This window comes from Pseudomonas sp. P1_A1 (assembly GCF_056406935.1).
In genome coordinates this window covers 1-21,982 of record NZ_JBFTZE010000004.1, presented here as the reverse complement: position 1 = coordinate 21,982, position 21,982 = coordinate 1, and the positions used below count along the sequence as shown (strand labels likewise).

The window sequence follows — 21,982 nt, the reverse complement described above, 5'->3', positions numbered from 1 at the left end:
CTGCCGAATGAAAAAACTTTGTTGTGTGATAGCGGGTTGTGCGGCGTTGGCGATCTTGCCGCTGACTGCGTTTGCCTATCCGATCGATGTCACTAAACAGCTCAACGGTTTGAAAATCGACTACAACGCCTACGACACGGACGCGGACATCGGCTCCATTCAGGTCAACAACTACGGCGACACCGACGTCACTTGCAAAGTGGTTTTCAATAACGGCCCGGAAGCGCCACGCACCCGCAAGATCGACGTACCCGCCGGCAAACACAAAAACGCCACAGCCAAGTTCACCCGCACCATCATCAAGCTGCGTATCGACCTGACTTGCACCCCGAAATGACCTCAAGCGGAGCACGTCGGCTGGGCATGCTTCGCTTATAAACGAATTTATCGATGCTTTATAGCAGTTATTTGCGCTTTTTCATCGATATGACTCTGTTTAACCTTCACTCCATCGACCTACAGCATTCTCAGATGGAGGCTACATCCCATGTCCCGCGTTCTGATCATCGAAAGCAGCGCCCGTCAGCAAGACTCGGTTTCCCGCCAGCTGACCCAGACCTTCATCAGCCAATGGAAAGCCGCACACCCGGCCGACCAGATCACCGTCCGTGACCTGGCCGTCAACCCGGTGCCGCACCTGGACATCAACCTGCTGGGCGGCTGGATGAAACCTGTCGAACAACGCAACGAGATCGAACAGGCCTCGCTGGAACGCTCCAACCAATTGACCGACGAACTGCTGGCCGCCGACGTGCTGGTGATGGCAGCGCCCATGTACAACTTCGCGATTCCGAGCACCCTGAAAGCCTGGCTCGACCACGTGTTGCGTGCCGGTGTGACGTTCAAGTACACCGAAACCGGTCCGCAAGGTTTGCTCAGCGGCAAGCGCGCCTACGTGCTGACCGCTCGCGGCGGGATCTACGCCGGCAGCACCGCGGATCATCAGGAACCTTACCTGCGTCAGGTCATGGGCTTTATCGGCATCCACGACGTCACGTTCATTCACGCCGAAGGCATGAACCTGGGCGGCGACTTCCAGGAGAAAGGCCTGAACCAGGCCAACGCCAAACTGGCCCAGGTCGCCTGAGTCGTTAATCGCCAGATAATCGCTGGATGGTCTAGTGACCTGGCGCGACCCTTCAAGCCTGCACGCGCATCGAACCTCCCTTTGCACTTATTGCTCCTGAGTGCTCTAGCCCGATTGAACGCTTTAGCGAGATCGGGCTTTTTTTTGCCTGGGATTTAGTGGGCGCTGATGATTCTGTGGGACCGGGCTTGTTGTTGGCTGAGCGTTCGCGATAACGGGCAAAAACCGCTATCGTCGCCGCCATTCGAAACGAGGCGAGCATGGGCTATCTACTTTTTGTCACGCTGATCCAGGCGTTTTCCTTCAGTTTGATCGGCGAATACCTGGCCGGTCATGTCGACAGCTACTTCGCGGTGCTTGTGCGAGTGCTGCTGGCGGGGCTGGTGTTTATTCCACTGACTCGCTGGCGTCAGGTCGAGCCGGCGTTCATGCGCGGGATGTTGCTGATCGGCGCGCTGCAGTTCGGTGTGACCTATGTCTGTTTGTATTTGAGCTTCCGCGTGCTGACGGTGCCGGAGGTGTTGCTGTTCACCATCCTCACGCCGCTGCACGTGACCCTGATCGAAGACGCGCTGAACCGGCGCTTCAATCCGTGGGCCTTGATCGCGGCATTGGTGGCCGTGGCGGGTGCGGCAGTGATTCGCTACGACCGGATCAATCCGGACTTCTTCATGGGCTTTTTGTTGCTGCAACTGGCCAACTTCACCTACGCCGCCGGGCAGGTGCTCTATAAACATCTGGTGGCCCGCCATCCGAGCGATCTGCCGCATTATCGGCGATTCGGCTACTTCTATCTGGGCGCATTGGCGGTGGCGTTGCCGGCGTTTCTGCTGTTCGGCAAACAGAACTTCCTGCCCGAAGCGCCGCTGCAATGGGGCGTGCTGCTGTTCCTCGGTCTGGTCTCGACCGCGCTGGGCTTGTACTGGTGGAACAAGGGCGCGTGCCTGGTGAATGGCGGGACGCTGGCGGTGATGAATAATCTGCATGTGCCGGTGGGGTTGCTGATCAATTTGCTGATCTGGAATCAGCATGAAGAGTTGGGGCGGTTGTTGTTGGGTGGATCGGTCATTCTGGCGGCGGTGTGGATCAGCCGGTTGGGTGTACGCCAACCCGTCATTGCACACTAAACCGGGTTAATTCGGCGCCAACTGCGCCACCAGAAACTCAATAAACGCCCGGGTCTTTTGCGGTACGCGACGCGAGGAAGGGTAAACCGCGTTGATGGTAATCGCTGGTGCCTGCCACTCGCACAGCACCGGCACCAGCCGGCCTGCCGCCAACGCGTCTTCCACAATGAAATCAGGCAGCAGGGCGATGCCCATCCCGGCTTCGGCGGCCTGAGCGAGCAAGTCGCCGTTGTTGGCGTGCAATGGGCCGGAAACGTTGACCCGTTGCGTCTCCTTGCCATTGCACAACTGCAGGCTCACGCCGCTTTGCAGATACCCGTAATTCAGGCATTGATGCGCGCGCAAGTCTTGCGGGGTCCGCGGTATGCCTGCACGCGCCAGATAGGCGGGGGAGGCCACCATGATCCGCGGTGCCGGTGCCAGTTGCCGGGCGATCATGGTCGAGTCTGGCATGCTGGCGATGCGAATCGTCACATCGAAGCCGCCACGCACTGGATCGACCTGTTGATCGCTGAGCACCAGTTGAAGCTCGATGTTCGGATGCTGCTCATGGAACAGCGGAATCAACCGTCCAAGGCGATGCAGGCCGAACGACATCGGCGCATTCACCCGCAACACCCCACGTAGCTCGCCGATGCCGTCTCGAGCGCGCTGCTCCGCCTCGTCCAGCGCGGACAACACCTCCCGCGCCGCCTCGAAATACTCGGCGCCAGCCTCGGTCAAGTGCAGGCTGCGCGTGGTGCGCTGCAGCAATTGCACGCCGATTGCTTCCTCCAACGCCTGAATCTGTTTACTCACCTTTGATCGCGGCACGTCCATCGCGCGAGCGGCAGCTGCGAAGCCGTTCTCGCCAACCGTCACGACAAAGGCGCGCATGCATTCGATCCGATCCACGATTGTCCCTTTTTTAGAATCAATTATTCTCAATTTTAGGGAATTGTCCCTTTTTTATCTAGCCCGTAAAGTTACTTCCAAGCCAGCAAGCAAACAGCTTGAGGCAAGTGACTCACCCAATACTCATTAAACAAATCGACATCAAAAGGAACGCGCCATGTCTAACCGTGAATTGCTCAACCCAACCAACTCCGCCCTGATCCTGATCGACCACCAGCCGCAAATGGCGTTCGGCGTGCAGTCGATCGACCGTCAGACCCTGAAGAACAACACCGTGGGGCTGGCGAAGGCCGCGAAGATTTTCAACGTGCCGACGATCTACACCTCAGTTGAAACCGAAAGCTTCAGCGGCTTCATCTGGCCGGAGTTGCTGGCTGTTCACCCAGAGCAGAAGCCGATCGAGCGCACTTCGATGAACTCCTGGGAAGACAAGGCGCTGGTTGACGCGGTGAAAGCCACCGGCCGCAAGAAGCTGATCATTGCCGCGCTCTGGACTGAAGTCTGCCTGACCTTCCCGGCGCTGGAAGCCCTGGCTGAAGGCTACGAGGTGTACATTGTGACCGACGCGTCTGGCGGCACCACCAAAGAAGCTCACGACATGTCGGTGCAGCGGATGATTCAGGCAGGCGCGGTGCCGGTCACCTGGCAACAAGTGCTGCTGGAATACCAGCGTGACTGGGCACACAAAGACACTTACGAGGCGGTGATGGAACTGGTGCTGGAGCACAGCGGCGCGTATGGCATGGGCGTGGATTACGCCTACACCATGGTGCACAAGGCGCCGCAGCGTCAGGTCAAATAACACCGTTACCCTTGTAGGAGCATGGCTTGCCCGCGAAGGCGGAGTATCAGTCGATAACTATGTTGACTGACACTCCGCCTTCGCGGGCAAGTCGGATCGCCGCACCGCTCGCTCCACAGGGGCGGTGTTTACATGATGTGTTTTTCCGGCTCCGGAATGTGGCTCGCGCCTAACATGGCCGGAAGCAATCCGGCCCTTAAATCCCCGCCACTCGGCTGCTGATAAAGACTCAATCCGAACTCCGGCAGTACCGCCAGCAGATAATCGAAAATATCCCCCTGAATCCGCTCGTAATCCGCCCACGCGGTGGTGCGGGTAAAGCAGTAGATTTCCAGCGGAATCCCCTGCGCCGTCGTCTGCATCTGCCGCACCATGCAGGTCATGTTCTGCTGAACCTCCGGGTGACTTTTCAGATACGCCAGCGCATAGGCGCGGAAGGTGCCGATGTTGGTCATCCGCCGACGGTTGGCCGCCATCGCCGCGACGTTGCCCTGGGCTTCGTTCCAGGCCTTGAGCTCGGCTGTCTTGCGGCTCATGTAGTCGGTCAGCAAATGCACTTGGGACAGTTTCTGCTCTTCATCATCACGAATAAACCGCACGCCGCTGGCGTCGATGAACAGGCTGCGCTTGATCCGCCGTCCGCCGGATTGCTGCATGCCGCGCCAGTTCTTGAACGACTCGGACATCAGGCGCCAGGTCGGGATCGACACAATCGTCTTGTCGAAATTCTGCACCTTGACCGTGTGCAAAGTGATGTCCACCACGTCACCGTCGGCACCGACTTGCGGCATCTCGATCCAGTCGCCGACCCGCAGCATGTCGTTGCTGGTCAGTTGCACGCTGGCGACGAATGACAACAGGGTGTCCTTGTAGACCAACAGAATCACCGCCGACATGGCGCCCAGACCCGACAGCAGCAACAGCGGCGAACGGTCGATCAATGTGGCGACGATGATGATCGCGCCGAACACGAACAACACCATTTTCGTCAGTTGCACGTAGCCCTTGATCGAGCGGGTGCGGGCGTGTTCGGTGCGGGCATAGATGTCCAGCAGGGCATTGAGCAACGCGCTGATCGCCAGCACCAGGAACAGGATGGTGAACGCCAGCGCCACATTGCCGAGGAAGTTCAGGCTGGTCTTGCCCAACTCCGGCACCAGGTGCAGGCCGAACTGGATCACCAACGATGGCGTCATTTGCGCCAGGCGATGAAACACCTTGTTGTGGCGGAAATCGTTGATCCAGTGCAACGCCGGCTGACGGCCGAGCATTTTGGTCGCATGAAGAATGAGGTAACGCGCCACTCGTCCGAGCACCAGCGCCACCACCAGCAGCAACATCAGCGCGAGTGTGGAATGCAGGAGCGGGTGCTGATCGAGGGCACCCCAGAGGTCTTGGGCGTTGAGCCAGAGCTGTTTGATATCCATGGGTGAAAACGCTTCTTCTGTAGGGCGCGACGGGGCGATTAGAGCATTTAAGAGGTTGCGGATGACGTTTTGAGACAAATCAGGCAACAAAAAAGCCACTGTTTGCAGCCGTTTGTATAAAGAAACTCGGCCTTCGCGCTCGAAACCGTTACCCTATGCAGCTGTTTTTTTGTATTTCTTCGAGGTAGCACCCGTGTTTTCCCAATTCGCCCTGCACGAACGCCTGCTCAAAGCCGTGGCCGAGCTTAAATTTGTCGAGCCAACGCCTGTGCAAGCAGCGGCTATTCCGCTGGCGCTCCAAGGGCGTGACCTGCGGGTGACAGCGCAAACCGGCAGCGGCAAAACCGCAGCCTTCGTTTTGCCGATCCTCAACCGCTTGATCGGCCCGGCCAAAGTCCGCGTCAGCATCAAGACCCTGATCCTGCTGCCGACCCGCGAGCTGGCCCAGCAAACCATCAAGGAAGTCGAGCGCTTCGCGCAGTTCACTTTCATCAAGTCCGGCCTGATCACCGGTGGTGAAGACTTCAAGGTCCAGGCCGCCATGCTGCGCAAGGTGCCGGACATCCTTATCGGTACGCCGGGCCGGATGATCGAGCAACTGAACGCCGGCAACCTCGACCTCAAGGAAGTCGAAGTGCTGGTGCTCGACGAAGCCGACCGCATGCTCGACATGGGGTTTGCCGAAGACGTGCAGCGTCTGGTGGACGAGTGCACCAACCGCCAGCAGACCATGCTGTTTTCCGCCACCACCGGCGGTTCGGGCTTGCGCGAGATGATCGCCAAGGTCCTGAACAACCCTGAGCACTTGCAGCTCAACGCGGTCAGCCAGCTGAACGACACCACCCGTCAGCAAATCATCACCGCTGACCACAACCAGCACAAAGAACAGATCGTGAACTGGCTGCTGGCCAACGAGACCTACCAGAAGGCCATCGTCTTCACCAACACCCGGGCCATGGCCGACCGTATCTACGGCCGCCTGGTGGCACAGGAATACAAAGCGTTCGTCCTGCACGGCGAGAAAGACCAGAAAGACCGCAAGCTGGCCATCGACCGCCTGAAGCAGGGCGGGGTGAAAATCCTCGTGGCCACCGACGTCGCCGCCCGTGGCCTGGACGTGGACGGCCTGGACTTGGTAATCAACTTCGACATGCCGCGCAGTGGCGACGAATACGTTCACCGCATCGGTCGCACCGGCCGCGCCGGCAACGATGGCCTGGCCATCTCGCTGATCTGTCATGGCGACTGGAACCTGATGTCGAGCATCGAGCGCTACCTCAAGCAGAGCTTCGAGCGCCGCACCATCAAGGAAGTCAAAGGCACCTACGGGGGACCCAAAAAGGTCAAGGCCTCGGGCAAAGCCGTTGGCGTGAAGAAGAAAAAGGTCGACGCCAAGGGCGACAAGAAGAAAACCGGCGCCAAGGCCCCAACCAAGCGCAAGATCGCCAACCGCCCGAAGACCGACGCCCTGTCGCTGGTCAGCAAGGACGGCATGGCGCCTTTGAAACGCCGCAAGCCGCAAGCGCCGGCGGCTGAATAAAGCGCCGTAGCGATCCAATAAAAACCCGGACAGTGTCCGGGTTTTTTTTCGTCAAAAGATCTTGCCGTCTAACCCCCGGCTTTGTTCTTCGCCGATTCCAACTCCTTCAAACGCTGATCGATCAACTGGCACTTGTCCGGCAAATCCTTGCTGGCCGTCTCCAGGTCCATCTTCTGCAACTCGTCATTGATCTCCTTGGCCTTGGCCGGGTTCTGCTCAGTGATCTTGGCGACTTCCTTGGCCAGTTGTTCGCGCTTGGCAGTGGCTTCCTCGGGAGGGCAGGCCCAAACGGGGAGGGCGCAGGTGAGGATGGCGGCGAGGGTGATTTTTAGCAGGGTTTTCATAGGTTGAGTCTCAGATTCCGGTTAAGGCGGGTTATCCGGTGGAGGGGCGAGGGGTGTGAAAAGTTCAGCTTCCGAGAACCGCAGGGTATGTTTTCGAGGTTGGCAGAGGAGATTTACTAATTCTTATCGCCAATCCTACCGTTCGTCGACCTCCCCACCAGAATGGATCCATTTGTTGACGCCAAAATAGTGGCCATCTAATATCGCGCCACTATTTTGCTATCAGTCTCCATTCGAGGGATCGAACATGTACCCACCCGCCCTCGTGGCGAGGTTGTGCCTGGCTTTGCTGTGCCTTTCTCCGCTGAATCTTGCTCACGCCGCCCCCACCCCCGGTGAAACCGATTTGATCCGCGAACGTCAGGATCGCTTGCTCGACGAGCAGCGTCGGCGTCTCGAGGAGCTCAAGGAACTGCCCGGCAAGGCAGCCAAACCCGCGCCTCCGACGGCCCCGGCCGACGCCCGTTGTTTCCCCATCCAGGACATCGAACTCAAAGGCGCCGACAGTCTTTCGGACGGCGAGAAAAATCGCCTGCTCAAGCCTTACATCGGCCAGTGCCTGGGCGTTACGCAGCTCAACGAGTTGCTGAAAGTCATCACCGATCTGTACATCGAGAAGGGCCTGGTCACCAGCCGTGCCTACTTGCCGCAGCAGGATTTGTCCGCTGGGCATCTGAAGGTGCTGGTGGTCGAGGGCCGGCTCGAAGGGTTGAAGGGCGCGGAGGGCAGCCAGCTGTCGGACCGTGAACTGAGGATGGCTTTCCCCGGCCAGAGCGGGGAGCTGGTCAATCTGCGGGAAATCGAGCAGATGGTGGATCAGCTCAACCGCTTGCCGTCGAATCAGGCGCAGATGGAGTTGTCGCCGGGCAAGAACGTCGGTGGCAGTGAAGTGCTGGTCAAGAACACCCCGCAGAAGCCGTGGCGCGCCGGGTTGTCGCGCAGTAACGACGGCCAGCGCAGCACCGGCGAGCAACAGTGGGGCACGACGTTCGATTGGGACAGCCCGCTGGGCCTGGCCGACCAGTTGATGCTGCGCGGCGGTCACGATGCGATGACCGATCACCAGCACACCTCCAGCAACGCCATGCTCAATTACAGCCTGCCGTGGGGCTGGTGGAACTTCAGTTACACCTATAGCCAGAGCGAGTACCGCTCGCAAGCCCAGGCCAACGGCTTCAATTTCAAGCAGACCGGCGACAGCGAAAACCACCAGTTGCGCGCCGAGCGGGTGATCCATCGCGACGCCCTGAGCAAGACCTCCCTCAGCACCGGCCTCTCGTACCTGCGCACCAACAATTTCATCGAAGACAGCAAACTCAGGCTGAGCAGCAACCGCCTCAGCGAAGCGCAGTTCGGCATCAACCACGGTCGGCGGATCGGCAGTGCCTTCGTCAACCTCGACCTGGGCATGCAGGAAGGCATCGGCATCCTGGACGCGCAGGGCAACGGTGATCCAGGCCCCGGCGAGCCGGACGCCCGTTACCGCAAATACACCGCCACCGCGAGTTATTTGCAGCCGTTCAAGCTGTGGGGCGAGTCCTTCACTTTCAGCAGCCTGATGACCGGGCAGCGCAGCGAAGACGTGCTGTTCAGCCCGCAGCGCACCAGCCTCGGCGGGCAGTCGTCGATCCGCGGTTACAAGGACCAGTCGTTGTCCGGCGACAGCGGTGGTTACTGGCGTAGCGACCTGCGCTGGAGCCGTCCGATCACTTTGGAATGGCTGCGCCCGGTGTTCGCCGAGTACGGCACCAGCCTCGGTTACGACCAGGGTGTGATCCGTGGCGACCGCTATAACGGCGATCAGCACGGGCGCATGTCCAGCGACTCGGTGGAGCTGTTCGCCCGGGGTCAGCATCTGGCCGCCAGCGTGACCTTTGCCCATTCCCTGGAACGCCCTGACGTGCTGACCGAGCGCGAAGCGCCGATCTATTTCCGCGTGGATTTCTTCCTCTAATTACGCTTCTTCGAGAACACTGATATGGACGTTCGCCACTTCGCTTTCCTCGCTGGCCAGCCCTCGGCTGCGGTCAAAAACCGTGAGCACTTCTGGGGCATGCCCAAGCGCGGGTTGGCGTTCCTGCTGGCCAACGTCATGTTCTGGCAGCCGATGTGGGCCCAGGCCGACGGGATCGTGGTGGCCACGCCCGGCACCAGCCTCGGCCAGGCGGGCAATGGCGTGCCGATCATCCAAATCGCCACGCCCAACGGCACGGGCCTGTCGCATAACCAGTTCCACGATTACAACGTCGGCAGCCAGGGGGTGATCCTCAACAACGTCGCCAATCAGACCGGCGCGACGCAACTGGGCGGGATCATCGTCGGCAACCCGAACCTGACCAACGGAGTCGCCGCACAAACCATCCTCAACGAAGTGGTCGGCGGCAGCCCCAGCCAGTTGCGCGGCTACACCGAAGTGGCGGGGCAGTCGGCGCGGGTCATCGTCGCCAACCCCTACGGCATCAGCTGCAACGGCTGCGGCTTCATCAACACCCCGCGCGTGACCCTGACCACCGGCAAACCGATGCTGGACAACGGACGTCTCGATCGCTTCCAGGTCGATCAGGGCAGCGTCACCATCGACGGCGCCGGGCTGAACGCCAACAACGTCGACCGCTTCGAAATCATCACCCGCAGCGCGAAGATCAACGCCGAGATTCAGGCGAAAAACCTGACCATCATTGCCGGTCGTAACGACGTCAACGCCGACAGCCTCAACGCCACTGCGCGTGCCGATGACGGCAGCGCCAAACCACAACTGGCGATCGACTCTTCGGCGTTGGGTGGCATGTACGCCGGGGCGATCAAACTGGTGGGCACCGAAGCCGGGGTCGGGGTGAAACTCGACGGCAAACTGATCGCCAGCGGTGGCGACATCCAGCTCGATGCCAACGGGCACTTGAGCCTGGTCGACACCTCCGCCACGAACGGCGCCGTCAACGTCAAAGCCGCCAGCCTCGATGCACGCGGCCCGGTCTACGCCGGCACCGCCGTCAACGTGCAAACCCAAGGCAACCTGACCAACCAGCAAACCCTCGCCGCCCGGGACAGCATCGCGCTGACGGCCGGTGGTGTATTGACCAACAACGGCGTCATCGAGGCAGGGGTCAACGCCGACACCAGCCGTAATGCCACAGGTGATGTGAGCCTGAGCGCGCAGAACTTCAACAACACCGGCAAGAGCGTGGTGGCCAGCCGCAACCTGACGGTCAATACCAGCCAGACATTGAGCAACCAGGGCGGCACGTTGAGCGCCGGGCAAACCACCAACATCACTGTCGGGACTTTGGACAACCAGAACAACGGCCGGGTATTGAGCAGCGGTACGCTGAATGTGACGGCCAATCAGGTCTTCAACACTAACGGGGTGATCAACAGCACGGGTAATTTGACGAGCACGATCGGTCAGTTGAACAACAGCAATGGTGAGTTGACCAGCTTGGCTAATGCAACCCTGAACATGGCCTCGCTGGATAACGTCGCCGGTCTGGTAATGGCCGGACGTTTACTGGATATCACCGCCAGCGGCACGATCAACAATATCGGCGGCACTCTCGCAGGAAAAAACGCTCTGACCGTCCGGGCACAAAACCTCGATAACAGCCAACAAGGTGAGCTGAGCAGTGAAGGTCAACTGACCACCCGGGTCAGTGGCCTGCTGAACAATCAGAATAAAGGGCTGATCCAGGCCAACGGCGTAATGGATGTACAAGCCACACGCCTGGACAACCGTGAAGGCAAGATCTCCAGCCTCAACACGCTGACGGTCAGCAGCAGCAATGCAGACAACCGCGCGGGCGTGATTCGCGCGGATCAGGCGGTGAAGTTGTTGGTTACCGAGATGGATAACCGCGATAAGGGCCGCCTCGAAAGCAAGGCTGCACTGACCTTTGACGGCAACAAACTGGACAACCGCAACGGTGGTTGGCTGACGGCCAGCGGCCTGATGAGCCTCAAGGCCAAGGAGGTCGCCAACGATGCAGGCCGGATCTCAAGCCAGGGCGACGTCGAAGCGAATATCGACTCCCTCAGTCAGCAGGGCGGTGAACTGGTTGCCGAAGGTCATCTGAAGCTTTCCGGCAAAACCCTGGACAACCAGAAAAACGGCCTTGTCGCGTCCCTCAAGTCGCTGACGGTCAACGTCGAACAGGTCGACAACCGCGGCGGTTCGTTGTCCAGCCAGGCCGACATGCAGGTCAATGGCAAGAGCCTGAACAACAGCGACGGCGGCAAGGTGCTGTCTGACACGACCCTGGCACTGAAGGTCGATCAGATCATCAACCAGACCGCAGGCCTGATCTTCAGCAAGGGCGCGAGCACGCTCAACGGCATCGGGCTCAACAACGTCGCCGGCAAAATTGTCAGCCAGAACAACCTAGTGTTGACCTTCGACAACGCCATGGACAACCAGCAAGGCCTGATCAGCAGCGAAGGAACGCTGACACTCACCGCCGGCACTCTGGACAACCGACTGGGCAAACTGTCCAGCCTCGAGGCCATGGCGCTCACCACGACGTCTGCGCTGCAAAACCAGGGCGGGTTGATCGCCTCGCAAAAAGGTCTGACGCTGGTCAGCGGCAGCCTCGACAACAGCGACAAAGGCATTGTCAGCGCCAAGGCCGCATCGAACGTCACCACCGGCGAATTCAACAACAGTAAGGGCGGCAGCCTGGCGACTGACGGTACCCTTGATCTGACAACCAAGCACCTGGACAACTCGGCCGGCCAGATTGGCAGTCAGCAAAAGTTGAACGTCTCGGTCACGAGTCTGGATCAAGACGACGGCGAGCTGTTCAGCAATAGTGACCTGACCCTCGACCTGAACAATGGCCTGCTGAACAACCAGCGCGGCAACCTCCATACACCGGGTCTGTTGCTGTTAAAAAACCTCAATGAGGTGAACAACAGCAGCGGTGAAATCTCCGGTGCCAAGGCCTACAGCCTCACTGCGCAAAGCCTGAACAACGATGGCGGCAAGCTGCTGAGCAACGAAAAACTTACCCTCGTCATCGACCGAGCCCTGAGCAACGTCAAAGGTCTGATCGCTTCCGCTGGCCTCGACAGTCGCAGTGCCAGCCTGAACAACGCCGGTGGTGAAATCCGTGGTCGCGGTGAAGTGGACCTGACGGTCACCGACGCTTTCGATAACCAGGCCGGTGTAGTCATTGCCGATGATGGGCTGACCGTAAAAGCTGCCAGCCTCGATAACCGCCAAGAGGGTTTGGTAGGGGCCACAAAAGCGCTGAAACTGATTGTCGATGACATCGATAACCGCAACGGCGAACTTTCGAGCAAGGCGGATGTGACACTGATCGGCCAACAACTCGACAACAGCGACGCCGGTTACATCCTGGCCGGTGGCAACCTTGCACTGACCGTAGACAAGGTCATTAACCGCAACAAAGGGCTGCTGTCCGGCGATGCCGGATTGACGCTGACCGGGCAGACCCTGGAAAACAGCGGTCGCCTGACCACGCTGAACAACCTCACGGCGAACCTCACTTCGGATCTGGATAACAATCAGGGCAGCCTCGTCAGCGAGGGCGAATTGGCGATCCATGCCCGGAGCCTCAGCAACAACGGCGGTACGATTTCCAGCGCCAAGGCGCTCACAGTCGATAGCAAGGGCGCGGTCAGTAACCAGGGCGGCAAACTGCTGACCGACAGCACACTGACCCTCACGAGCACCGGCCTGGATAACCAGCAACAAGGCGCGATCAGCAGCAAAGGTGGAATGAACATTACCACTGGCGCGCTCAATAACAGCCAGGCCAGTATTTACGCGGGCGATCGTCTGGATCTGAGCGCCGGCCAGGTCACCAACACCGGCGGTAGCATCGGCGCGGCCACCGCGCTGGTTGCCGACGTCAGTGCCCTCGATCAGCAAGGCGGCAAATTGTTCAGCAAGGGCACCTTGAGCCTGGATGTGAACGGCGGCGCGCTGAACAATCAGGACGGCTTCATCAACTCGCCGGGCCAGTTGCTGCTGAAAAATCTCGCTGGCGTGAACAACCGCAATGGCGAAATCTCCAGCGAAGAGGCTTTCGACCTGGTCGCCAAACAACTGGATAACAACGACGGTCGACTGCTCAGCAATCAGAAACTCACACTGCGTATCGACAGCGCGCTGACCTCGATCAAAGGCAAAATCGCCGCAGCGGCGTTGCAGGTCCGCGCCGCCAGTCTGGACAACAGCGGCGGCATCCTGCTCAGCGATGCCGGCCTCGAAGTGACGGTCGACGGCCAACTGATCAATCAGAACAAGGGCCTGATCAAAGCGGCCCAACAACTCACTCTCAACAGCAACGGGCTGGATAACCAGGGCGGTACGCTGCTGGGTGGCACTGGCCTGAGCATCGATCTGGGTGCCGCACCTGCCGACCTGAGTAACCAGAATGGCCTGATCAACACCAAGGGTGTGTTGAGCATCGCTCACCTGCGCGACCTGAATAATCAGAAAGGCGAAATCTCCAGCGTCAACAGCTTCAGCCTCACCGGCAACTCGCTGGACAACCGCGGCGGCAACTTGATCAGCAATGATCAATTGACCCTCAACGCCACCAGCCTGAATAACCAGGGCGGCCTGATTTCCGGTTGGAACAAACTCGCCGTCGCCGGCGGTAGCCTCGACAACAGCCTGGAGGGCACGCTCTCCAGCCTGCTCGGCAATCTGAACATCGACCTCAGCGGAGCTCTGATCAACAACGCCAAGGGCGGCCTGGCGGGCAAAGGCGACGTGACCATCACGGCCGCCAGCCTCGACAACAGCAACGGCATCGTCACCAGTGGCGGCAAGCAGACGCTGACGATGACTCAAGGTGCGATCAACAACGCGTCGAGTGGCCTGATCGAAAGCAGCGGCACACTGGATATCAGCGCGGCCTCCCTGAACAACGCGTCGGGGAACGTCACCGCGAACAAAGCTTTGACCTTCACCGGTACGAGCCTGGATAACAGCAATGGCAGCCTCGTCGGCGCAGATAGCGTCACCCTCGATCTACTTGGTGCGCTGACCAACATCAAAGGCGAGCTGGGTAGTACGGGTCTGCTGGTGATCAAGCGTTCCAGCAGCATCGATAACCAGGGCGGCCAGCTGATCAGTCAAGGTTTGTTGAGCCTGTTGACTGGAAACCTGAATAACAGCCAGGAGGGCACCGTGGCTGCCAATGGGCAGCTCGACCTCACCGCCACCGGCAGTGTTCGCAACGACGCTGGCGGTCTGATCTCCAGTCGCGACGCAGGCCTCAACGTCAAAGCCGCTTCCCTCAACAATGCCGGGGGTGCGCTGCAAAGCCAAGGCGCATTGACCCTGGACGTGAAGGGGGGCGCCATCGACAACCAGGGTGGCAAGGTCATCGCCCAGAACGGTGAGCTGAACATCACCGCGGCTAGCCTCGACAGCCGCGTCGGTGTGCTATCGAGCCTCAAAGGTTTGCTGCAGACTCGCCTGACGGGCGTATTGCGTAACGGCTTGGGCGGCAAGATCGAAGGCAATCGTCTGGACCTCCAGGCATTGGGCGGGATCTACAGTGACGGCGGACGTATCGCCGCCAACACCGGCAACATTCTGCTTAACGCTGGCAACGCCGCTATCGATAACAGCAACGGCGGAATCTACGCCAAAGGTCTGGTCAAGGTCATTGGCGGTGCGCTGAACAACAATGCGGGCAAGATCAGCGGTGAAGGCATCGACCTCGGCCTCGATGGCAATCTCACCAACCGTGGCGGCTTGATCGAAAGCGCCGCCACTCTTGCGGTGCGCGCTTCCAGCCTGGACAACCAGGGCGGCAAGCTTCGTGCGCTTGGGGGCGTGGGGAAAACCAACTTCCAGATCGGTAGCCTGTTTGATAACCGCAATGGCCTGGTGGAAACGGCCAACACCGACCTGACCCTCGCGGCGCCGAGCTTTCTGAACGCGGGCGGTACCGTGACCCATGTCGGTGCGGGTGAGTTCGATATCTCAACGGCCAACGTCATGAACGCTGGCGGTTCGCTGGTGACGCGTGGTGGGCTGACGTTGAATGCCGATAGCTGGACTAACAGCAGTGTGATTCAGGCGGGGCGGTTGCGAGTCAACGTCAATAACCTGGTACAAACCGCAGGCGGGCAGTTGCTGGGCTCCGACAGCTTTGTTGGTAGCGGGGTCAATTGGTCCAACGAAGGCCTGCTGGCCAGTAACGGTACCTTCAGTCTCGACTTGAGCGGAGCCTATGGCGGAAACGGCCGGGTCAGCAGTGTCGGGAATCTGGGGCTTACGGCCTCGCAGATCGACTTGACCGCTGCGGCGAGTATCACCGGCGCTTCGGCTTCTACGGTTACCAGTCGTGGCAGCCTGAACAACTTTGGTCGAATCACTTCGGCTGACAGTCTGACCGTCAATGCCGCCTCGCTGACTAACAGCGGCACCCTCGGTGCTGCCGGCAACTTGCGCATCAGCAGCAACTCATTGCTCAACCAGAACGGGCTGATTTTCAGCGGTCGCGACATGGCCTTGCGCGTGGGGACGCTCACCAACCGCTACGCGGACATCTATGGCCTGGGCAACATCAGCATCGCCCGGGATGACAGCAATGGCTGGAGTTCATCGATCAATAACATCTCGGGGACGATTGAAAGTGTCGGCGACCTCACCATGGCAGCCGGTTACATCGAGAACCGCAAGGATGTGTTCGAAGTGGCCGGTGGCGGGCTGATTTCTGGAGCCATTGGTGTCCAGTGCAAATCCTGTTCTTCATTTGACGATTACATGCAGCAATACCCAAGCTACTTGGTTTGGGTGGAAAATTATCAATCTGAAATCGTCAAGGACTCTGCTTCTGCGACGTTCACCGCTGGACGAAATCTGCTGGTAAACGGCGGGACCTTCCTGAACAAGGTTTCCACCGTCACTGCCGGCAACGACATGACACTCAACCTTCAGAATTTCACCAGTGAAGGCGCGTCGGTCGGTACTTATAGCGTCAGGAAGTCGTTTGAGATTCCATCCGAAAGTTTGAGTTTCTGGAACTCGATACTGAACTACAACGCAGCCAATGATCCCCTTTATGATTCTGGCGAACTCGGCTACGTCGCAGGGCAAGGGGACTTTGTCCGACCGAACATTCGCTTGTGGAACAGTAACGGTGATGAGTCGTATACGAGGGTAATGACCAAGCAAGGAGGAGAGTCGACTCCTTACGTAAAATTTGGCCCTGTGTGGATCGAGTTCGGGGGAGGAGAATTCAACGTACCCGCACCTCACTATAACGACGGTGTACGCACCGAGGCGCCAGCCCTCGTCAAAAATGCTGGTTTTTTTGAGAACACCATTACCGAAAGCAGCCCGTCGTCAACCGCCAATGCTGTCGTTCAGGCCGGCGGCAAGGTCTACATCAACGCTACAAAAAACCTGACCAATACCGTGCTTCGTGACGGCTACGCTCCAGGCACCCGGGGACCACGCGTAGGATCTACACAACTCGCCGGTCAAGTGACCCCGACCGTTATCAGCATCAATTCCCAGCTGCCACCGGACCTGGCCCAACAACAGGTCAACCCGCTGACGCTGCCAGGCTTCACCCTGCCAACCGGCAATAACGGCCTGTTCCGCCTTAGCGGTCAAGGTGGCACCGAGCAAACGATCGTCCCCGGACAGAGCTGGACCATTGGTTCCGTTACAGCCGCTACCACGCAACGCTCGGACGGCATGCCCGTCAGGCAAGCCACCGAACTCCAGTTCGACAAAAACGACCCGGTCTCGGTCAAAAAACGCGATCTGGCCCTGGCCAGTCGCCCGTCGGTGAGTCTCAACGATAAGACCGTTCAGGTCAGCGTCAACCCAGCCACCGGTGGCGGTCCGGTCGGTGTGCTGTTGCCCAACAGTGGGAACGTTTCCTTCAACGTGCCGCGTGTGCAGGGGCTGCCCGACACCAGCGTGCGCTCCAACCCGCATAAATACCTGATCGAAACTAACCCGGTACTGACCAACCTGAAGCAGTTCATGAGTTCGGACTACCTGTTGGCGAACCTCGGCTACAACCCGGACACCAGCGCCAAACGCCTGGGCGATGGCTTGTTCGAGCAACGTCTGGTCCAGCAATCGATCGTCGCACGCACCGGCCAACGATTCCTCGACGGCCAGACCTCCGACGAAGCGATGTTCAAGTACCTGATGAACAACGCCATCGCCAGCAAGGACCAGTTGAACCTGTCCATGGGTGTGACGCTGACCTCCCAGCAAGTGGCGGCGCTGACCCACGACATCGTCTGGCTCGAAGAGCATGTAGTGAACGGTGAAAAAGTTCTGGTGCCGGTGCTCTATCTGGCCCAGGCCAACAACCGTCTGGCGCCAAATGGCGCATTGATTCAGGGGCATGATGTTGACCTGATCGCCGGCCAAGAGTTAAACAATGCGGGCACTCTTCGGGCAACCAACAATCTGGCCGCTGTCGCGGGCACCAATATAGTTAATATGGGCTTGGTTGAAGCCGGCGATCGATTGAAGTTGCTGGCAAGTGATAGCATTGTCAATAAGGCCGGTGGAGTTATCGCGGGACGTGATGTTAGTTTAACTTCGCTGACGGGTGATATTGTCAATGAACGTACCGTAACTACTGATAGTCACAGCATTAAAGGCTATAACCGGCAACGTGATTTCCTCGATAATGGTGCTCGAATAGAGGCTGGAAATGATTTGAATATCAAGGCTGGTCGCGACTTTGTCAATGCCGGTAGCTATCTGCAAAGTGGGCAGGACACTGTTGTCGGTGCCGGGCGTGATGTTTATTTTGTCTCTGTCGAAGAACACAACAAAGACAGTCGCGGCAATAACTACAAAGAGAACATTACTCAATTTGGCTCCACGGTTAATGTTGGGCGAGATCTTTACGCAAGTGCCGGTCGTGATTTGACGGCTATCGCGAGCGTGATTGACGCTAAGCGAAACATTGCGATGGATGCCGAAGAAAACCTGTTACTTTCTTCGGCAGCTGATGAAGATCACTTCTACTCAAAGAGCAAGAAACTCACTCGCCAGGAAGACCATGTCAGCCAAGTGGCTACCGTCCTTAAGGCAGGTGGAGATGTTGCGCTGAAAGCCGGCAAAGACATGACTTTGATCGCCAGTCGCATCAGCGCTGGTAATGAGGCCTACTTGGTAGCAGACGAAAATCTTCAGTTGCTGGCCGCTCAAGATAGCGATTACTCGCTGTACGACAAAAAGAAGAACGGTAGTTTTGGGAGCAAAAAGACCAAGCGTGATGAAGTTACCCAGATAACTAACATTGGTAGTGAGATCCAAGCGGGCGGAAACATCAGTTTGGTTAGTGGTGGAGACCAGCGCTATCAGGGCGCCAAGCTCAACAGCGGCGAAAATATTACCCTCGATAGTGGAGGATCCATTACCTTTGAAGCGGTAAAGGATTTACATAAGGAAAGCCATGAAAAAAGCGATTCGAATATGGCTTGGTATTCGATGAGTGGCAAAGGATCTACAGATGAAACCGTTCGACAGACTGTCATGGCTGCTCAGGGGCGAATAGCGATAAGAGCTGCTGAAAAGATTACTATCGATCTCAAGCAGATTGATCAGAAAACGGTAAGCGAAACCATCGATGCCATGGTTCAGGCTGAACCCGAGTTGGCCTGGATCAAGGAAGCAGAGGCTAACGGTCAAGTGGACTGGAGACTGGTCAAGGAAATTCATGAAAGTTGGAAATACGACAGCGCAGGCTTGGGCGCCGCATCGGCACTAGTGATTGCCATTCTCGCCAGCATGTTTGTTGGTCCTTTGCTGGGGGCGGTTGCCACTAACTTTACAGTGGGAACTGTAAATAATGGAGGTGACGTAGGAGCTGGTTTTAAGGCTACGATCAGCAAAGAGGCAATCAAAGGCTATGCCACGCAATGGGCTACCGCCTACGCCCTGAATGGAATCGATAGCGCAGTAAGTGGCTGGAAGACGGATGGAGCATTAATCGTTCAACCTGATGGCATTTTCAATCCGGGCTATTCAGCAACCATGCTGGATTGGAACACCATCAGCCAAAACCTGTTGCGTAGCACAACTCACGCTTTGGTCGGGGGTAGTATCAATACCGCGATCAATGGTGGAAGTCTGACGGAAAACTTGGGGAGTGCATTTGTCTCGGAAGGATTAGATCTTGCTGCTGCATTTGGCAATAAACAGCTTGGTGATTTTGCCAAGTACATGAATGTTGATCCTGGATCGGCCCAGAAGATCTTGATGCATGCCCTGTTGGGGGGCGCGCTTTCAGCGGCACGGGGAGGGGACTTCAAAGCCGGTGCTCTGGCCGGTGCCGCGGTGGAGGGGTTGAATGCTTTTGCGACCGAGAGCTTGGGTAAGTATCTGGACTCTAGGTTCGCTACCGACGATCAGTTTAAAGTGGGTGCTGCTCAGATTATTGGATTATTGGCTGGTGCGATGGCGGGGGGAGACCCCGAAGTCGGGAGTTGGATCGGCGGGAACGCTGAGCGTTACAACCAACAACTGCACCGTGAGGCCGCCGAGCGCTTAAAGAATGGTTTTGATGCGTTGCATAAGGAAGGTAAGTACCTAAATCTGCAGCCTGAGGATGTTTTGAATGACCTTCAGAAAATCGTTGATGGCGAGAAAGACGCTTCTAAGCTAAATCCTGAAGTGGTTGCTTTCTTGAATCAGTTTCCGCCCGCGATGCTCAGAGATCTGTTTTTGGAGCCCACAGAGACAGAGCGCCTGATTCAGCTAGGTATTGAGATAGGCTTCCCCTCGGTCGCAGGTAAAGGTGAAGCATCTCTCTCTATCAGCAGGATTGCTATAAATGCGGCGCTAGATGCGCTTACAAAAACGGGACTGAAAACGGCAGCCAATGCATCATTGAAATTGACACAGAGTCAGCTTGAGAAGAAATTCAAGCATGCAGTTGACTTTGGTATGGATACAACCAAGAAAAATCCCAGTACCCTCCTTCAATTTGGTATTGCGATCAATTCGCATATGCTGGATGCTGCTACCATCCAGAAAGGGACTTATGGATTTGTTAAGGATTCGAACGTATTTTTTAATTCGCTGACAAATAATGTGGTAGTGCTGGATGCAGCTGGTAATTTTGTGACAGGCTTTAAGTTGTATCCCGGTACTGATCAGTTTATAAAGTTCATGAAGGATGGGATGTTGCGATGAGTATCACACTTTTTGAATTTGCTAAATCTTTCGTTAATGAGAGATTGAATGCTTGTGTGTTTTCAAATGCTTATATTGAGCTTTGGAGGATAGAGGGGCAGCAGGGTATTTGTAAGTTGGATGACTCTAGGTTGAGTGGTTGTTTGTCGAGCATTTTTTGTGTGGCGGATTTATATAACCCTGATTCTGACAGGGAGGAGTATGAGTTTGATGAGGTGCAACTTCGTAGCAAGGTTTCAGAAATCATTCAGAGTGCCGAGCGCGGGGTTTAGATAGTCCTTGGGCTGGGACTATTAGTTTTTTGTATACCCGCATATGAAACAGGCGACCCACAGGTCGCCCATTTCCATTCACTCCGCAGCCAACGCCCGCAACCGTCTACCAATCACATCCATCAAATCACAACCATCACGCAACGGTATGGCCAGCAGTTTTGAAAAGTCGGAAAGCACAACCGTATCGCAACCAATCTCGGCGCGAAACGCAATGTTTTCCAGCACCTGAGTAACGGTGCGGATGCGGTAGTCAGCCATGGCGTGCAGAACATCGAGTGGAGCTTGGGTGTCGATCAGCAAAGATGCCGGGATCAAGTCGATTCCGGTGAGGGGCATGTATCTATCCATAGGTGGAGCCTCGTTTAGTTTATTGAGACTGCCAACAAATCGTCGCCAAACGAAGAGGGTGGCAGCTGTACGCAGGTTGGCGAACCGGAAACGAGTAACCGGCAGACCCGAAGGTCTCCCGCGCACAACTGCCATAAAAAAGCAGTTTTGCGGATGCGGAGGCGCCTGCAAATAAGCAGACAGCTCTCGCACTCGTTAGTCAGGTCGCCAAACCCGGTCGCCATGTGGACGACGGGCGGACTATAAGCTTCATCGTTCCGACGGTGCAAGGCGTCTGATTCCGAGGTTTGCGTAGGACTTTGTCCGCACAGGCAATCGCCTGCACGACATTCAATCAAATCCCACTTAATTAACCCCTACCGTCCATCGACCCCCACCCCAAAATGGATCCATTCATTGACGCCAGAATAATGGCCATCTAACATCGCGCCACTATTATGCTATCACTCTCCATTCGAGGGAACGAACATGTACCCACCCGCCCTCGTGGCGAGGTTGTGCCTGGCTTTGCTGTGCCTTTCTCCGCTGAATCTTGCTCACGCTGCCCCCACCCCCGGTACGGTAAACGGGGACAGACCCTGAGGGATCCCCACAAATCTACCCCAGCGCCTGCGCCTGTTGATGTACCTCGGCTCGCAATGCGTGCTCAAGTCTCTCCAAGGTTTTTCGAGAGTTCGAGCCGCGTCCGCTGCGCCAGTATTCCAAACCCAGCCGCCACAGCGACAACACCCGTCGGCGTTTAAGACTATTGCTTTGAAAGCGATGTTCATGACCCGCTTCACGGGCCTGCAACCCCGTTAAACAAATGATGTAGTTAGCCAAAGCTGAGATCAGTAAAAGCACTTCGATTCGGTGCGGGCAGTGACTCCGATGGCGAGCCACGCCAACTCCAAAGTGCTCGTTTTTTACATCCCTGAAGCCTTCTTCTATCTGCAAAGTGCTCGTTTTTTACATCCCTGAAGCCTTCTTCTATCTGCATACG

General features: G+C 57.4%; 12 protein-coding genes and 1 pseudogene. 8 read left to right on the top strand and 5 right to left on the bottom strand.

The window, feature by feature from the left end:
- Positions 1–7 precede the first annotated feature (7 nt).
- The 3 genes from AC1D2Q_RS06940 to AC1D2Q_RS06930 all read left to right on the top strand — a co-directional run bounded on the left by AC1D2Q_RS06940 (position 8) and on the right by AC1D2Q_RS06930 (position 2,214).
- Positions 8–337, top strand: a complete 330-nt coding sequence (locus tag AC1D2Q_RS06940) for a 3-phosphoglycerate kinase (protein ID WP_430954076.1) — start codon at positions 8–10, stop codon at positions 335–337.
- Positions 338–487: 150 nt separating this feature from the next.
- Positions 488–1,087 carry an FMN-dependent NADH-azoreductase gene (locus AC1D2Q_RS06935; RefSeq protein WP_019580787.1) on the top strand — a complete coding sequence of 200 codons (600 nt, stop codon included), beginning with the start codon at positions 488–490 and terminating at the stop codon, positions 1,085–1,087.
- 260 nt (positions 1,088–1,347) lie between these two features.
- Positions 1,348–2,214 (top strand): carboxylate/amino acid/amine transporter, encoded by an 867-nt coding sequence (locus AC1D2Q_RS06930; RefSeq protein ID WP_007934051.1) that lies wholly within the window; start codon positions 1,348–1,350, stop codon positions 2,212–2,214.
- Between the two features lie 6 nt (positions 2,215–2,220).
- Here the strand turns inward: AC1D2Q_RS06930 and AC1D2Q_RS06925 are convergent, their stop codons facing one another.
- Complete coding sequence (locus AC1D2Q_RS06925) at positions 2,221–3,108, bottom strand: LysR family transcriptional regulator (RefSeq protein ID WP_026331831.1); 888 nt, start codon at positions 3,106–3,108, stop codon at positions 2,221–2,223.
- A gap of 157 nt (positions 3,109–3,265) precedes the next feature.
- Here AC1D2Q_RS06925 and AC1D2Q_RS06920 point away from each other — a divergent pair, with 157 nt between their 5' ends.
- Positions 3,266–3,910 (top strand): hydrolase, encoded by a 645-nt coding sequence (locus AC1D2Q_RS06920; protein WP_007934054.1) that lies wholly within the window; start codon positions 3,266–3,268, stop codon positions 3,908–3,910.
- A gap of 128 nt (positions 3,911–4,038) precedes the next feature.
- Here AC1D2Q_RS06920 and AC1D2Q_RS06915 read toward each other — a convergent pair whose 3' ends face one another.
- Positions 4,039–5,337 (bottom strand): mechanosensitive ion channel family protein, encoded by a 1,299-nt coding sequence (locus AC1D2Q_RS06915; RefSeq protein ID WP_477812724.1) that lies wholly within the window; start codon positions 5,335–5,337, stop codon positions 4,039–4,041.
- Positions 5,338–5,530: 193 nt separating this feature from the next.
- On the opposite strand from AC1D2Q_RS06915, the gene AC1D2Q_RS06910 reads away from it, so the two are divergent.
- Positions 5,531–6,877, top strand: coding sequence for a DEAD/DEAH box helicase (locus AC1D2Q_RS06910; protein WP_477812723.1), 1,347 nt, complete (start codon positions 5,531–5,533; stop codon positions 6,875–6,877).
- A 68-nt stretch (positions 6,878–6,945) separates the two neighbouring features.
- Here the strand turns inward: AC1D2Q_RS06910 and AC1D2Q_RS06905 are convergent, their stop codons facing one another.
- Positions 6,946–7,221 (bottom strand): hypothetical protein, encoded by a 276-nt coding sequence (locus AC1D2Q_RS06905; RefSeq protein WP_019580782.1) that lies wholly within the window; start codon positions 7,219–7,221, stop codon positions 6,946–6,948.
- Positions 7,222–7,468: 247 nt separating this feature from the next.
- Between AC1D2Q_RS06905 and AC1D2Q_RS06900 the strand changes: the two genes are divergently transcribed.
- The 3 genes from AC1D2Q_RS06900 to AC1D2Q_RS06890 are packed head-to-tail and all read left to right on the top strand — an operon-like array spanning position 7,469 to position 20,649.
- Positions 7,469–9,175: a ShlB/FhaC/HecB family hemolysin secretion/activation protein gene (locus tag AC1D2Q_RS06900; RefSeq protein WP_477812722.1), complete on the top strand. Its 1,707-nt coding sequence runs from the start codon at positions 7,469–7,471 to the stop codon at positions 9,173–9,175.
- A 24-nt stretch (positions 9,176–9,199) separates the two neighbouring features.
- Positions 9,200–20,377, top strand: a complete 11,178-nt coding sequence (locus tag AC1D2Q_RS06895; protein ID WP_477812721.1) for a two-partner secretion domain-containing protein — start codon at positions 9,200–9,202, stop codon at positions 20,375–20,377.
- A complete protein-coding gene (locus AC1D2Q_RS06890) occupies positions 20,374–20,649 on the top strand; it encodes a colicin immunity domain-containing protein (protein ID WP_477812720.1) in 276 nt (91 codons plus the stop codon). The genes AC1D2Q_RS06895 and AC1D2Q_RS06890 overlap by 4 nt, the downstream gene beginning before the upstream one ends.
- Before the next feature lie 78 nt (positions 20,650–20,727).
- On the opposite strand, the gene AC1D2Q_RS06885 is transcribed toward AC1D2Q_RS06890, so the two are convergent.
- Both AC1D2Q_RS06885 and AC1D2Q_RS06880 read right to left on the bottom strand, forming a co-directional pair.
- A complete protein-coding gene (locus AC1D2Q_RS06885; RefSeq protein WP_477812719.1) occupies positions 20,728–21,000 on the bottom strand; it encodes a hypothetical protein in 273 nt (90 codons plus the stop codon).
- A 597-nt stretch (positions 21,001–21,597) separates the two neighbouring features.
- Positions 21,598–21,933: pseudogene (locus AC1D2Q_RS06880) on the bottom strand (IS4 family transposase); the annotation flags it as partial.
- Positions 21,934–21,982: the final 49 nt, after the last annotated feature.

Excerpts from the sequence above, each read along its gene's own strand:
- AC1D2Q_RS06940 (WP_430954076.1), top strand. The coding sequence starts at position 8 with ATGAAAAAACTTTGTTGTGTGATAGCGGGTTGTGCGGCGTTGGCGATC.
- AC1D2Q_RS06935 (WP_019580787.1), top strand. The coding sequence starts at position 488 with ATGTCCCGCGTTCTGATCATCGAAAGCAGCGCCCGTCAGCAAGACTCG.
- AC1D2Q_RS06930 (WP_007934051.1), top strand. The coding sequence starts at position 1,348 with ATGGGCTATCTACTTTTTGTCACGCTGATCCAGGCGTTTTCCTTCAGT.
- AC1D2Q_RS06920 (WP_007934054.1), top strand. The coding sequence starts at position 3,266 with ATGTCTAACCGTGAATTGCTCAACCCAACCAACTCCGCCCTGATCCTG.
- AC1D2Q_RS06915 (WP_477812724.1), bottom strand. The coding sequence starts at position 5,337 with ATGGATATCAAACAGCTCTGGCTCAACGCCCAAGACCTCTGGGGTGCC.
- AC1D2Q_RS06905 (WP_019580782.1), bottom strand. The coding sequence starts at position 7,221 with ATGAAAACCCTGCTAAAAATCACCCTCGCCGCCATCCTCACCTGCGCC.
- AC1D2Q_RS06900 (WP_477812722.1), top strand. The coding sequence starts at position 7,469 with ATGTACCCACCCGCCCTCGTGGCGAGGTTGTGCCTGGCTTTGCTGTGC.
- AC1D2Q_RS06895 (WP_477812721.1), top strand. The coding sequence starts at position 9,200 with ATGGACGTTCGCCACTTCGCTTTCCTCGCTGGCCAGCCCTCGGCTGCG.
- AC1D2Q_RS06890 (WP_477812720.1), top strand. The coding sequence starts at position 20,374 with ATGAGTATCACACTTTTTGAATTTGCTAAATCTTTCGTTAATGAGAGA.
- AC1D2Q_RS06885 (WP_477812719.1), bottom strand. The coding sequence starts at position 21,000 with ATGGATAGATACATGCCCCTCACCGGAATCGACTTGATCCCGGCATCT.